Below are 14,741 nucleotides of genomic sequence, written 5' to 3'. Positions count from 1 at the left end.
CGAGCTTGTTGCGATTAATGCCGCGACGACGGGTGCAATCACGCTGAATACTGAGACGAACGCGGCCGATCTGAGCGGGACGGCCGCTGATTTTGCTGCGGCATTTGCCGGGATCACCTCACATACCGGTACTGTGACGCTATCCGGTACTATTAACGCAGCCAATATCAATAGTATCGATACGGCCACAACCGGTGTGATCAGCTACGATGGTACCGCGGGCGCGGACACTTTGGACTTTACTAGTGTTACCGGTGCCATAAGCATTCAAGGTGGCACCGGTGCTGATACTATTACAGGTGGGAGCGGGGCTGATACCTTCGTTGTTGGTACTGGCGACACCGGTATAATTTTGGCAGACGCTGATACGATCACTAATTTCTCTACTGCGGCGTCTCAAGCTGACAAGATTAAGGTGGGCCTTGCTGGGGCAGATGAAGCTACGATTGCTGACGGAGGCAGCCTAACTGCCAGCACAGATAGTGGACTTGCCGCGTTCATTGTTGCGGCAGACGCGGTGTTTACCGCCGGTACCGGTGCAAATGATGGAATCTACGTTGCCTATAATGTAGCCGGAACGGGGAACGCCTACGTTGCCGTTGATCACGATGATAGCGGCGCATTCAATACAGGTGATTCTTTGATAGTCCTGACCGGTGTTAATCAAGCAACTGAAGTCGTTGTTTCAGATTTCATTACCTAGAGTAAGTTCGTGCCCACCGACATGACCACAAATGATCTGCTTAGTGGGAAATGTACCTTAAATGGCCATCTCAAGTGTCGAGTCTTGAACAAATACTACCCTGCAAACTCCTCCAATTTTGAGTGAATTCCGTCAACCGGGAGGAGACGGATTACATGAAGCGCAACCAGATAAGTGAAGAGTACATCATCTCGATTTTGGAGGAGCAGAAGGCTGGCCAGAGGACGGCGGATGTCCCGCATCGAAATGGTCGCGGCAATGCCCTGGGGAAGCGCGATCAATTCCCGGGTGTGCCAGGTGCGCTCGGGATGGAACCAGGCGATCGCCGATAGGGACGCGGTTGGGAGGCCGGCCTGGGTCAGGATCAATCTCACCTTTTAGCACGATGAGTGAGAAAGCTTCATAGAGTCAAAGGCGATATTTCAAATGCTCACGGGCATGCGAAAGCTCAGTCGTCTCGGCCACCCCGCGATCCCGAGCCGCTCTTCCGTTTTGGCCATCGGATGACGGGATGGAACAGGGACGTCCCGCGGGGCGGTTCCGCAGGATTGTCGATTTCACGTTTTGCTGACGCTCCAGTCACGCTCGGCTCACGCTGTCACCTTAGGGTTTTCCTACGAGAACATCTCGGCTCGCAGGTCGGCCTGTCACGCCATGTCGACCGACAGCCGGAAGCCCGGACCACGATTACTTCGTGGATCGGACGGTGCAAGGACGCACGACGACCAGGACAGTGCGTGGACAGGGGGAATGATCAATGGCCGAGACAATCATTGGCGGCAATTTCGACGACACCATACTTGGCGGCGAGGGCGACGATAACCTGCGTGGACGCGCTGGCGACGACCTGCTCGATGGAGGGGCCGGTAACGACCGGCTGCGCGGCGAGACTGGTAATGACACGCTGGTCGGCGGTGCCGGTGACGACACGCTGCAAGGCGGCGACGGGGACGACCTGTTGATCGCCAGCGATGGTAACGATGATTTCCACGGCGGCTCCGGGACCGACACCCTGACAGCGGCTGAGGACAGCCAAGGGTTGACCCTGTCGGACTTCCGGCGGGGCGACTCCATCGAAGTGGTCGATGCCAAGGGTGGTATGATTTCCGGCACCGCGTCGGACAACCGGTTGGACTTCACGTCAAGCAGCGTCACGGCGTCGGCGATCGACGGTGGCGCGGGTCATGACACGATCCGTGGCAGCGCCGCCGCCGACACAGTTCGCGGCGATGAGGGCAATGACGACCTGCGGGGCGGCGAAGGTGGCGACCTGCTCGAGGGCGGGGCCGGCAACGACCGGCTACGAGGTGAGTCCGGCAACGACACGTTGGTCGGCGGAGTCGGTGACGACACGTTGCAAGGAGGCAACGGCGACGACCTTTTGATCTCCAGCGACGGTAACGATGATTTCCACGGTGGCTCCGGGACCGACACCCTGACGGCGGCGGAGGACAGTCAAGGGTTGACCCTGTCGGACTTCCGGCGGGGCGACTCCATAGAAGTGGTCGATGCCAAGGGTGGTGTGATTTCCGGCACCGCAACGGACAACCGGTTGGACTTCATGTCAAGCAGCGTCACGGCGTCGGCAATCGACGGCGGCGCCGGTCAAGACACGATCCGCGGCAGCGCGGCCGCTGACACAATTCGGGGCGGTGACGGCGATGACGACCTGCGCGGCGGAGAAGGTGGCGACCTGCTTGAAGGTGGGGTCGGTAACGACCAGCTGCGCGGCGAGTCCGGTAACGACACGCTGATCGGCGGCGACGGCGACGACACCCTGCAAGGTGGTGACGGCGACGACCTGTTGATCGCCAGCGCCGGTAATGATGATTTCCACGGCGGCTCCGGAACCGACACCCTGGCGACGGTGGACAGCCAAGGCCTGACTCTGTCGGACTTCCGGCGGGGCGACTCCATAGAAGTGGTCGATGCCCGGGGTGGCCTGATATCCGGAACGTCTTCGGACAACAGACTGGACTTCTCGGCGAGCAGCGTCACGGCGTCGGCGATCGACGGTGGCGCCGGTCATGACACGATCCGCGGCAGTGCCGCCGCCGACACAATTCGGGGCGGTGAGGGCAATGACGACCTGCGGGGCGGTGACGGTGGCGACCGGCTCGAGGGCGGCGCCGGCAACGATCGGCTGCGCGGCGAGATCGGCAATGACACGCTGGTCGGTGGCGACGGCGACGACACCCTGCAAGGTGGTGACGGCGACGACCTGTTGATCGCCAGCGATGGCAGCAACGATATCCGGGGCGATGCCGGTGCGGATACATTGCAACTCGCCGGCTCCTATTCCGAATACGTGATCGAGAAGACGGGCAACAGCCGGTTTACGATCACCGACACTATCGCCGGCCGGGATGGCACCAATGCGATCCGGGGTATCGAGACCTTCGAATTCGCGGATGTGACCCTGTCGGCAGAGGAGCTCCTTGACTCTGCCTCAGGAGCAACCGAGGGCGACGACTTGCTTATCGGTAGTGCGGACGACGACCTGATCGCGGCTCTCGGCGGTAATGATACGGTGCTGGGCGGCGCCGGAAACGATACCCTGAACGGGGACTCTGGAGCCGACATTCTGAGCGGTGGAGAGGGAGCCGATCTGCTCGATGGCGGTGACGGTGCCGACACCCTTTTCAGCGGTGCCGGTGACGATACGGTCAATGGCGGTGCCGACGACGATCGTCTTGTTACCGACGGGTCCGGCTCGCAGGCCTTCGACGGCGGCGCGGGCACCGATACGTTCGAGGTCGACTTCTCCCTGTTCTCCCTACCAGTCGACTTCGTCTACGACGGTAATCTGGCGACCGGATATTCCGGCCGCCTGGGCGATCCGGTCCTGTCTGACAGCCTGGTTAACATCGAGAATGTCGACGTCTCGAGCGCCAGTGTCGCGGCCCGTCTGACAGGTGATGGTGCTGATAACGCCCTCATCGGCGGGGCTGGCAACGACACGCTGGACGGCGGCGTGGGCAATGACACCCTGATCGGGAATAGCGGTTCCGATCTGTTCGTCTGGCGAGCGGGCGACGGCAATGACGTGGTCGTCCAGGGTGCTGTCGATGACGGGGCAGAGGACGGCGTTCGGATCGACGGATCGTACTACGACGCCAACTGGTACCGCGACGGCGACGATCTGGTCATTAGCGTTGCCGATGGTCCGCGCTACGATCCGGTGCCGGGGGCGGGCGAAATCCGCATCGTTGGCCAGTACTCCGGGTCAGTCGATGCGATCGACTACTTCGAGATCGATGGCGCGTTCAATGACTTCTACACCGACCCGTCCGCGCCGAATGGAGGTCTCTCCCGTTACTTGACCCCGGATGGGCCGACCGGCAGCAATCAGGCGTTCTACACCGAAATCATCCAGGGCGATGACGGTGCCAACGTGCTGCAGGGCTTCGGCGGATATCTGGACTACCTCTACGGCCGGGGCGGGGACGACCAGATCCTCGGCTCGGACGATAGCGAACGGATGCGCGGGGGGACCGGCGACGACACTTTGTCCGGCGGCGGCGGGAGCGACAACCTGCGCGGCGGCGAGGGCAACGATGTCCTCGATGGTGGCGCGGGGACCGACGAGGTCGACTATCGCTTCACCGATGATTTCGGGAATGACGGCATCGGTGTCACGGTTGACCTGCGGTTGCAAGGGACCGTGCAGGATGTGGGGGACGGCGAAGGTTTCGACTTGCTGACCGGTTTCGAACGCCTGATCGGCTCCTTCCAGAGCGATGAGTTGCACGGCGATGATGCCGCCAATCGGGTGCGGGGCAGCTATGGCGATGACCTGATTTTCGGCCATGGCGGCGACGACCAGCTGCGCGGCGAAGACGGCAACGACACGGTGTTCGGCGGCGCGGGTAGCGACAATCTGATCGGCAGTGCCGGCAGCGATAGTCTCGTCGGCGGCGACGGGTTCGACCGGGTTTCGTATTGGGGCCGGACCCGCAACGAGTTCGACATCCGACAGCTCGCTGGCGGCGAATTCGAGGTCGAAGACCTCGGCACCGGAGAAATCGACCGGCTATCCGAAGTCGAAGCGGTCAGCTTCGATGATGCGTACCTCAACTTGACGCCCGAAGTGGTCGACAACGGGGGCGGCAACTTCTTCGTTGGCGGCACCATCTTCGACGACACGATCACCGGTGTGACCGGGGCGATCCAAAACTTCATCGACGGCCGCGAAGGTAATGACAGTCTGGTCGGCGGTCCCGAGTATGACGGGCTGCGGGGCGGTGCCGGCAACGACACTCTGGTCGGCGGCGGCAATGCCGGCAATCACCCGCAGGGTTATGTGGACGATGCCCAGTACAGCGGCGTGCGGGCTGGTTATGACGTGATGCAGAACGGTGACGGCACGTTCACGGTGACCGATATCGACATCAGCGACGGGGACGAAGGCACCGATCTGCTGATCGACATTCAAGGGATCAGCTTCGCCGACGCGTTTATCAACATCCAGCCCAGAGTGACCGACAATGGTGACGGCGACTTCTCCATTGGCGGCACCCCGTTCGACGACACGATCACCGGTGTGACCGGGGCGATCCAAAACTTCATCGACGGCCGCGAAGGTAATGACAGTCTGGTCGGCGGTCCCGAGTATGACGGGCTGCGGGGCGGTGCCGGCAACGACACTCTGGTCGGCGGCGGCAATGCCGGCAATCACCCGCAGGGATATGTGGACGATGCCCAGTACAGCGGCGTGCAGGCTGGTTATGACGTGATGCAGAACGGTGACGGCACGTTCACGGTGACCGATATCGACATCAGCGACGGGGACGAAGGCACCGATCTGTTGATCGACATTCAAGGGATCAGCTTCGCCGACGCGTTTATCAATACCCAGCCCAGAGTGACCGACAATGGGGGCGGCGACTTCTTCATTGGCGGCACCCCGTTCGACGACACGATCACCGGAGTAACGGGGGCGATCCGGACGTCTATCGACGGCCGCGAAGGCAACGATAGCCTGGTTGGCGGTGCCGAGTCAGATGGGCTGCGGGGTGGAGCCGGCAACGACACCTTGATCGGCGGCGGCAATGCCGGCAATCACCCGCAGGGTTTTCTGGATGACGCCCAGTACAGCGGCGTGCAGGCTGGCTACGACGTGACGCAGATCGGCGACGGTAGTTTCACGGTGACCGACATCGACCTCAACGACGGTGACGAGGGCACGGATCTGCTGATCGACATTGAGGCGATCGGCTTTGCCGACGCGTTCATCAACATCCAGCCGACGGTGTTCGAGAACGCTCCTGGCGACTTGTTTGTCAACGGCACGCCATTCGACGACACGCTGACGGTTCCCGAAGGCGCTTTCCAAACCGGCTTCGATGGCGGGGAAGGCAACGACAGTATCATCGGCAGCGAGAAGGTCGAGAATTTCAATGGCGGTGCCGGCGACGATACCTTTATCGGTGGCGGCAACGACGGCACCCATCCTCAAGGGCACCTAGATACAGCCAACTATCAGGGGGTGATGGCTGACTATCTTATCAGCAAGATCTCCGACGACACCTTCACGGTTACCGATCTTAACCTGGGGAACGGTGATGACGGCACCGATACCCTGGTGAACGTCCAGTCGATCGGCTTTGCCGACGCGTTCATCAACCTCCAGCCCTCGGTGTTCGAGAACGCCCCGGGCGACCTGTTCGTCAACGGCACGCCATTCGACGACACGCTGACCGTTCCCGCAGGCGCTTTCCAGACCGGCTTCAATGGCGGGGAAGGCAACGACAGCATCACCGGCAGCGCGAAGGTCGAGAATTTCAACGGCGAGCCCGGCGACGATACCTTTATCGGTGGCGGCAACGACGGCACCCATCCCCAGGGGTACTTAGATGCCGTTAACTACCAGGGGGTGATGGCCGACTACGAGATCACGCAAGTGAACGCCAACACCTATACCGTCACCGATCTCAATCTGGCGAACGGGGATGACGGGACCGACACGTTGATCGACCTGCAGGGCATCGGCTTCGCCGACAATTTCTTGCTGCTCTGACACCCACACCCTATGGGCGGACGCAGGCGGCCAGATCAACCGCGTCCACCCATCTCCAGGCTACTTGGTGCACGTCAGGTGTGGGTGTCCGGGTGGCGGTCTAGCGTACCGCGTCGCCGGTTGGACCGGCCCCGGTTTAGATCAAAAGCGGCGGTCACCTTAGCGCCTTCAGGTGACCGCATCCCACGCTTAGCGGACCCGCCGGTTTGGCGATTACGGTTACATCGTGGGCTGTACGGCGCGAGGGCGCACGACGATTAGGACAGCGCGTGGATAGGGGGGATGATCCATGGCCGAACGGATTTCCGGTGCCGATGCCAGTCTTCTCGGTGAAGTGGCGTATATCGAGCATGACCGGGATCGCGGAATGGACGAAGAGTCGATGCGCTACAGCCTTGGTTTCCAGTTCAAGGTGGCCGAGGGGCTTTATCTGAACCTGAGCGAGGGCACCGAGGACAGCGGCACTGACGACAATGATGAGGTCTTTATCGGCCTCAGACTGTCCTACAGCTTCTCCGACAATCCAGCGGAATTCAAAAGCCTCTTTAAGTAATCCCCTGCTGGGGGAACTCCCGGGCCGATCCCGGTTCGTGTGACCCTCCCGAGCAGCTTTGGCGGAATGCTCCGGCATTCCGCCTTTTTTTTGACCTGAAGGTCGTAGGTTCAAGTTCTATTCCAGAAACCAAATTTAACAATATATCAATGGCTTAGCCATAATCGACGGGGCCGGTTTTTGTTGTCTGGAAGCATGGAGGAAACGAGCGGCGTTCAGGGCGATTTTCCTGCTAGCTGCCGGTGAATCTGCCGCGACCTTCAGTGCATGGATGCTATGTCAGGTGTAACCAAATCTATGTATTTGGCAGGAACGGTCACGCTTGCTTACAGGGATATGTTCTCCTAGATCTGGATCCAGTAGGGCACCCTTAATTTCGATGCAATTTCCGACTGGAGCACACTTCCAGCGCTCATCTTCTTTTTTTGCTTCAATCTGGTTGCGTTTCCAGCGCTCAACACAAATTGTCGTTTCACAACCGTTTTTTACTAAATAGCTCCCGCCATCGTCTTTTTCGGCTATCCATACTTTTGCGGAAGCCTCATTCAGGGAGGCGCGAACAAAATCTAGATCATCAGTACCACGTTTGACTTTCCAGTAATCAATAAGCCGTTCTTCCATTTGGCTGATGAAATACTTCGTCGCTACATTTCCGATATCGGGACTCTGCCAATATCTACCTCTCAACCCATCGCGAGATGAATAAAATAGATCGAAAAACTCTTTTTTAGTGTTTATTTTAAATAATACTTGTTTTGTGTTATCCGGTGTGCCGTCGGGTGGTGTATGGTATTTTTCATAGTCACAACAAAATATCTGGCATGAACTCAATATGCATTTGGTTGTTTCTTCAAAAGGAATATCTTGTTCAAGATATTTTCGTCGATCTGAAGTGATTTTATCGAAAATCCACTCTTTAGCCTCTGGAATCATTGCTTATTATCCACTAAAAACTGACGCGGTGTCCTTGCAGTAAAAGTATTTAGGCGCAGGTAATATAGTTTCCTCGAAAGTATTGATTTACCTCAATTGACGCTCAAGTGCCGTTCTTGGTTTGTTCAACGCTGTCGGCAAATCTATCGCATTCTAATAGGGTTGCTTTGCGATCCGTAAACAAACATCGCCGAATCTCACGCCGGCAGAATGACGCAATCTCGGGCGCGGATGCGGACCGAGACATCGGCGCCGACCGTGTGCGGGCGTTCGTCGATCTGGTTGATCGCCTGCAGGGCCTGATTGCCGGCTTGTAGGAAATAGCGGGCGACCTGGCCCTGGTAATCGACATCCCGCACCTGTGCTGTCAGCACGGTATCGTGCTCTTCGGCGGTCCGTTGGTCTTCCAGAGCGAGTTTCTCCGCCTTGATCGACAGCTTGACCGGGGCACCGCTTTTCACCTGTTGCCTCTCACTTGCCTCCAGCATTGCGTAAAGGCTGCCGAGGGCGGGGACCTCGAGCTCGGCGATACCGTCGTTCAGGGCTTTCACGGTGCCGGAAAGAATGTTCGCGTTACCAAGGAATGTCGTCACGAATTCCGAGGCGGGGCGGTTATAAACCAGCTCCGGCGTGCCGATCTGTTCGACCCTGCCGGCGCTCATGACCACAATCCTGTCGGACATGGCCAGCGCTTCGGACTGGTCGTGCGTGACGAAGATCGAGGTGACGCCGATACGGTTCTGGATGGCTTTCAACTCAACCCGCATTTCCTCGCGCAGGTTCGCGTCCAGGGCCGAGAGCGGCTCATCGAGCAGCAGGACGTCCGGCTCGATGACGATGGCGCGGGCAAGCGCGATACGCTGTTGCTGGCCGCCAGAGAGCTGGGTCGGGAAGCGCTCCTCTACGCCGGGAAGGCGCACGATGTTCAGGGCCTCGGTGACCTTCTTGCGGGCGTCCTCTTTCGGCACACCACGATATTTCAGGCCGAAGGCGATGTTCTCGCCGATGGTCTTGTGCGGGAACAGGGCATAGTTCTGGAACACCAGACCGAGATTGCGTTTGTGGATCGGTATGTCGTTCACGCGCCGGCCGCCAACCAGGATGTCGCCGGTTGTGGGGGATTCGAGCCCCGCGATCATCCGCAGCAAGGTTGTCTTCCCGCAGCCGGATGGCCCCAGCAGCGTGGTGAAGGAGCCTTCCTCGAAGGTGATGTTCGCGTCTTCGACCGCGACGACGGGGCCGAAGGCCTTCCGAATGCCGACAAGTTCAACCTGGGCCACTGACCATTCCTCGCTTTATAGACTGTTCCAGCGGGTCCGGCCGGCCTCCGGAGAGACCGGCCAGCGTGCTGCATGAAAGGCTCAGGCGCCTTTCTTCAGGCGGTTCCACTGCTTCTTCTGCGCTTTTTCGACCGGGTTCCAGGTCGTCGGATCGCGGAACACGAGGCCTTCCAGCTTGCCGGTCGGATCGAAGGCCGGCAGGCCCTTGATCGTGTCGGACATGGCAATCTTGTTCGGATCGAGCGAGGACGGGTATTTCTGTCCTTCGGCGACCGCGAGCGCGGTTTCCGGTGCCAGCATGAAGTTCAGCAGCTCCTCGGCGTCGGCCATCGGAGAGCCCTTGAGCACGAACATGCTTTCCATCCAGGCGAGGCCGTTCTTCGGGTCGAGATAGCCGATCGGATGGCCTTGGGCCTGCAGCGCGGCGACACGGCCGGACCAGGCCTCTGTGACATAGATCTCTTCCTTGGCGAGAAGATCCATCAGCTCGGCGCCGGACTCCCAGTATTTGACGATCAGGCCGCGATGCTCGCGGGCTTTTTCCCAGACCGCGTCCCAGTCCTTGATGTTGTTCGGATCCTGATCTGATTGCAGCGCGCCATACCAGGCTCGGTTCGCCCAGTCGCCGCCCCAGCCACCGATCTTGCCTTTCAGCTCTTTCTTGAGCAGCAGATTGGCGCCAAGCGCCTCGGCTTCTTCCTTGGACACGTACTTCGTGTTGTAGGCGATACCGGTGGTGCCGTAGTCGTACGGGACGGCCGAGAGGCTGTTCGGCGTGATCGCCCGGAACGGCTTGATGATGGCATCCATCACGTTGACCATGTTCGGGATATTGGCCTCGTTCAGCTCGCTGCCATAGCCGTTGTCGACCCAGCGCTGATACCAGCTCACACCGGAGGAATGCAGCATGTTGTGGCCGTCGATAGAGCCGGCAGCCTTGATCTTGGTCAGCACTTCGGACTCGCCGCCGAAGGCGGAGTCGATGACCTTGTTGCCGCTCTTTGCCGTATAGGGATCGAAGGCGTGCTTGCGCAGGGCTTCGCTGACGACACCACCCCAGCCCTCGAAATAGATGTCGGTTCCGGCCGCCATGGCATGGCGGCTGAGCCCGGTCATCGCGCCGCCCGCGACACCGGCGGCCATGCCGGCATAGCCGAGCAGCGCCATGAAGGAGCGACGGTCCATGTCGCCGTTGCCCATGCGCTCGCGCAGGGTCTCGTATCGCTTTGTTGAGCTGATTTTCATCTTTGATTCTCCTCTGTTCATGCGATGGCGGATTATCGTTTTTTGCGGGTGAAATACCGGGCGAGTCCGCCCGCCATGAGCGGTACGCCGACGGTGATAACGATCATGACGAAACCAAGGGCATTGATTTCCGGGCTGACGGAATTGCGCAGCATGCCGAAGATCTGCGTTGGTACGGTCTCGGAGCCGGCCGGGCGCCAGAAGATTGTCGCGGTGATGTTGTCGAATGAAATCGTGAAGGCGAACAACGCGCCGGCGAACACGGCCGGCATCAGCAGCGGCAACGTGATCTGGAAGAAGGTCTGTAGCGGATTGGCGCCGAGGCTGAGCGCCGCCTCCTCATAGTCCTTGCGAATGCCGACAAGGCGCGCCTGAACCACGAGGACGACAAAGGGCAACGCGATGATCGTATGACCGATCAGCAGCAGGGCGAAGGAACGCGGCATCGACAGCCAGCGCAGAAACAGCAGCAGGCCGACGGCAAGGACAGTCTCCGGCACCAGAACCGGGGAGATCAGGAAAGTGGTGATCCATGCCTTGCCCGGGAAGCGGTATCTGACGAGGGCGAGGGACGCGAGAATGCCGATCGTGGTCGCCAGGATGGCGGTGCCGATTCCGAGCACGAACGAGGTCTTGAAAGCGCGGACGATCGCCTCGTTTTCGTAAAGCTTCTCGAACCATTGCAGGCTGAAGCCTTCGATCGGGAAGCCTCCGAACTGCGAGCTGTTGAAGGCCAGCAGCAGGACAACCGCAACCGGCGCGAACATGAAGATATAGACGGCGACCGCATAGAGACGGATCAGGTTCCAACCCATGGACCGCTCCTCACCCGAAGGCTTTGTAGAGTTGGTTCATGCCCATGATCCGGCTGTAGAGGACAACCACGAGACCGAGCAGAACCAGCAGGGTGAAGGAGAGTGTCGCGCCCATCGGCCAGTTCAGCTCGGACAGGATCGCGTCATAGATCAGGTTGCCGTACAGGAAGTCGTTCGGGCCGCCGAGGATAAGAGGCGTCACGTAACTTCCGGCGGTGAGCACGAAGACCAGCAGGCTGCCCGCGGCCAGGCCCGGCAGGGACAGGGGCAGCGTTACCTCACGGAATGCCTGCCAGGGCGAGCAGCCGAGGGTCCGCGCGGCGGGCACCAGGTTCCGGTCGACGCCCTCAAGGCTGACATACACATTGAGGATCATGTAGGGCAGGAAGACGTGGATGAAGCCGACGATAACCGCGAACTCGTTGAACATCATCTGCAACGGCTCGTCGATCACCCCGAGCCAGAGCAGCATGCCATTGATGGCGCCCTGATTGCCCATGATGTGGATCCAGGAGAGCGTCCGGATGATGAAGCTGACCCAGAAGGGCAGGATTAGCAGCAGGAGCAGCAGCCATTTGTGCTTGTAGGTGGTGTTGGCGATGAAGTAGGCCGGGATATATCCGAGCAAGGCCGCCAGCACGGTGACGATGACGGAGAGCCGGAACGTCTTCCATATGGCCACGTGATAGTAGCTGTCGGTGAACAGCTCCGACCAGTTTTCGAACGAGAAAGCGGGGCGGTCCACACCGAGATCGATGTTTATATAGAAGGAATAAATCAGGATCAGCGACATCGGCACGACCACAAGAAGCGTGATCGTGACCAGTGCCGGCGACAAGAGCCACCACGGCCTCATGGCCTTGCTACGCAATGCGCTCACCTGAAATGTCCCCAACGATACGCGACCCTGTCTTGAACGGCCGGTTGTCCGGCTCTTCTCGGCGGCCGCTCATGCGGCTCATCTCGAATGTAGAAATCTTCATCAGGCTCGGTCATTGTTCCAATAGATAATGAAAATCATGGTCATTGATTTGAGGAATGGTCTGTGGAACTGCCCCGGGTGGACGACAGTGAACGCCTCGCGCGGGAGCTCGACTGGAACCTGTTGCGCACCTTCATCGCAATCGTTCAGGAGGGCGGTATCACTGCGGCGGCAGACCGGCTTTTGCTTAAACAACCGAGTGTCAGCAATGCTCTCAAACGTTTGGAGACAAGCCTCGGAAAGCGGCTGATCGACCGCGGGCCTAGTCACTTCCGGGTCACCGACGCGGGGCAGAGCCTCTATCACGAGGCGCTTGAGATTCATGGCACGATTGCCCGCTTGACTGTGGAGCTACGCGATATCGAGGACGAGATCCGCGGCCATGTCCGGATACGCCTGGCCAGTCATGTGATCTTCCCGCCGCTGGACGCTACCCTGAGGGAATTCAGTCACCGGCATAGCAACGTGACCTATGACATATCCGTCGAAACCAGTGCGAACGTGGTGGCATCGGTGCTGGAGAAGAAAGCCAGCCTCGGGATCTGCCTTGTTCACCGCCAGCATCCCGATCTGACCTATGACAAGCTTTTCCGTGAGCATTTCGGCTTCTTTTGCGGGCCGACCCACCGTTTTTTCGGGCAGAAGAACCTGACTCTGGCGGATCTCGACGGTGAGCCTTCGGTCACCTTCGATACAGACAGCCTGCAGGATGCACTCCGGCCCGTCGCTGTACTGCGCACCCAGCTCAATCTCGATCATACGATCCGTGCGACCTCTTCCCAGCTGGAAGAGGTGAAACGGCTGATCGTTGCCGGGGTCGGGATCGGCCCGTTGCCGATCCATGTCATGACCCGCGATGTCGAGGATGGTCTGCTCTGGCGCCTGCCGCCCTATGACGATCCACCGGCAATCGATGTCTTTCTCGTCACCAATCCGGCCTCGCGACTCAACAGGGCGGAGAAAGGCATGATCGATATGCTGCTGGAGATGACGGAGAAATTGCCGTTGTCGGGCCGCACCTACCCGCCCTCCGGAAATGCCGTCAGGCTTGGGAGCCACCCAGTTCGGCCCGGATAGGGTCGTACCCATAGACCCAGGCGGGGTCTTCCGGTTCCTTCAGCCAGGTGTTGGCATTGGAAATCGTCTGCACCTTGGTAGCCCGGTCCCGTCGCGTCGCCTCGTAGAGATTGAAGACATCCCCGTAATTCTCTGCCCCCAGCTCCTTCAGGCACCGGGTCAGGACGGCGGCATCCTCGATGGCCATGCAGGCGCCCTGCGCCATATGCGGGCGCATCGGGTGGCAGGCATCGCCGAGCAGGACCAACCGGCCACGGCTCCAGAGGTTGAGCGGGTCGCGGTTCCAGAACGGCCATTTCGTGACGGTCTCGGTTGCGTCGATCAGGGTCTGGATCACCGGGTGCGAGCCGCCGAAGATCGCTTCCATCTCCTCGCGGGAGCTGTCGACGAACGGCTCGTCATGTTCCCAGCCGTCCACGGGTACGCCTGTGACGTAATAGTATTCCGACTTATCGCCCTTGGTGTCGTACGCCATGATGTGGCGGGACAGCTCCCACCACCATTTGACGCAAGCCTCGAAGTCGAGGCCCGAGGCGCGCAGCTTGTCCATGTTGACCATGGCGCGGTGCCCGACCCAGCCGGAGAATTTCGGCTTTTCCGGGCCGAGCAGTTTCTCGCGGATCATCGAGTTGATGCCGTCGGCGCCGATTACCAGACGGGCGGAGACCTGTTTGCCGTTCGTGAAGCTGAGCAGCACGTCGTCGTCGCGTTCCTGCAGGTCGCTCAGGCCGTGATCGAAATGCACCCGATCGGCCGGCAGGATGTCCATCTGTTCGGCATGCAGGTCGCCCCGGTGGATCGTGATGTAGGGGGCGCCATATTCCTTCTTCGCATAATCGCCGAGCGGAATCCGGGACAGGTAGTCGCCGGTGTTTCCGTCGCGCGAGAACCAGTAATCGGGATGAGAGCCGATTTCGGACAAGCGATCCTCAAGACCGATGGTTCGGAAGATCTTCATCACGTTTGGGCCGATATGGATGCCCGCGCCGATCCGTGAGAAAACCGGGGCCTGCTCGAAGACATGGACGGAAAAACCCGCCTCCAGCAGCAGTGCCACGGCAGCGGCGCCACCCATGCCGGCTCCGATGACGGCGATATCGACTGTCTCGATCTGGCTCACAGGGCAGGCTCCTT

10 protein-coding genes and 1 pseudogene are annotated in these 14,741 nt (G+C 59.8%); 5 read left to right on the top strand and 6 right to left on the bottom strand.

What is annotated here, in order from left to right; all coding sequences use genetic code 11:
- The 4 genes and pseudogenes from IG629_RS21300 to IG629_RS21250 form a co-directional block, all read left to right on the top strand.
- A pseudogene (locus IG629_RS21300) lies at window positions 1-703 on the top strand (hypothetical protein); the annotation flags it as partial.
- A 155-nt stretch (window positions 704-858) separates the two neighbouring features.
- A complete protein-coding gene (locus IG629_RS21295) occupies window positions 859-1,035 on the top strand; it encodes a hypothetical protein (protein WP_193173916.1) in 177 nt (58 codons plus the stop codon).
- 425 nt (window positions 1,036-1,460) lie between these two features.
- On the top strand, window positions 1,461-6,722 hold the full coding sequence (locus IG629_RS22765; protein ID WP_319025149.1) for a beta strand repeat-containing protein: 5,262 nt from the start codon (window positions 1,461-1,463) through the stop codon (window positions 6,720-6,722).
- Between the two features lie 289 nt (window positions 6,723-7,011).
- Window positions 7,012-7,275, top strand: a complete 264-nt coding sequence (locus IG629_RS21250; protein WP_193173915.1) for a hypothetical protein — start codon at window positions 7,012-7,014, stop codon at window positions 7,273-7,275.
- A 279-nt stretch (window positions 7,276-7,554) separates the two neighbouring features.
- On the opposite strand, the gene IG629_RS21245 is transcribed toward IG629_RS21250, so the two are convergent.
- The 5 genes from IG629_RS21245 to IG629_RS21225 all read right to left on the bottom strand — a co-directional run bounded on the left by IG629_RS21245 (window position 7,555) and on the right by IG629_RS21225 (window position 12,428).
- Window positions 7,555-8,208 (bottom strand): hypothetical protein, encoded by a 654-nt coding sequence (locus IG629_RS21245; protein ID WP_193173914.1) that lies wholly within the window; start codon window positions 8,206-8,208, stop codon window positions 7,555-7,557.
- A 197-nt stretch (window positions 8,209-8,405) separates the two neighbouring features.
- Window positions 8,406-9,488 (bottom strand): ABC transporter ATP-binding protein, encoded by a 1,083-nt coding sequence (locus tag IG629_RS21240; RefSeq protein ID WP_193173913.1) that lies wholly within the window; start codon window positions 9,486-9,488, stop codon window positions 8,406-8,408.
- Between the two features lie 81 nt (window positions 9,489-9,569).
- Window positions 9,570-10,733, bottom strand: coding sequence for an extracellular solute-binding protein (locus IG629_RS21235; protein ID WP_193173912.1), 1,164 nt, complete (start codon window positions 10,731-10,733; stop codon window positions 9,570-9,572).
- 32 nt (window positions 10,734-10,765) lie between these two features.
- Window positions 10,766-11,548: an ABC transporter permease gene (locus tag IG629_RS21230; protein ID WP_193173911.1), complete on the bottom strand. Its 783-nt coding sequence runs from the start codon at window positions 11,546-11,548 to the stop codon at window positions 10,766-10,768.
- Between the two features lie 10 nt (window positions 11,549-11,558).
- The gene (locus IG629_RS21225; protein WP_319025148.1) at window positions 11,559-12,428 is read right to left on the bottom strand and encodes an ABC transporter permease; all 870 of its coding nucleotides are present in this window, start codon (window positions 12,426-12,428) and stop codon (window positions 11,559-11,561) included.
- A gap of 165 nt (window positions 12,429-12,593) precedes the next feature.
- On the opposite strand from IG629_RS21225, the gene IG629_RS21220 reads away from it, so the two are divergent.
- Entirely contained in the window at window positions 12,594-13,607 is a 1,014-nt protein-coding gene (locus IG629_RS21220; RefSeq protein WP_193173910.1) for a LysR family transcriptional regulator, read from the top strand.
- Here the strand turns inward: IG629_RS21220 and IG629_RS21215 are convergent.
- Window positions 13,573-14,727, bottom strand: a complete 1,155-nt coding sequence (locus tag IG629_RS21215; protein ID WP_193173909.1) for an FAD-dependent monooxygenase — start codon at window positions 14,725-14,727, stop codon at window positions 13,573-13,575. The genes IG629_RS21220 and IG629_RS21215 overlap by 35 nt on opposite strands.
- Between the last annotated feature and the right edge of the window lie 14 nt (window positions 14,728-14,741).

This window comes from Nisaea nitritireducens (assembly GCF_014904795.1).
Classification (GTDB): domain Bacteria; phylum Pseudomonadota; class Alphaproteobacteria; order Thalassobaculales; family Thalassobaculaceae; genus Nisaea; species Nisaea nitritireducens.
This window is presented reverse-complemented; position numbering and strand designations above follow the sequence as displayed.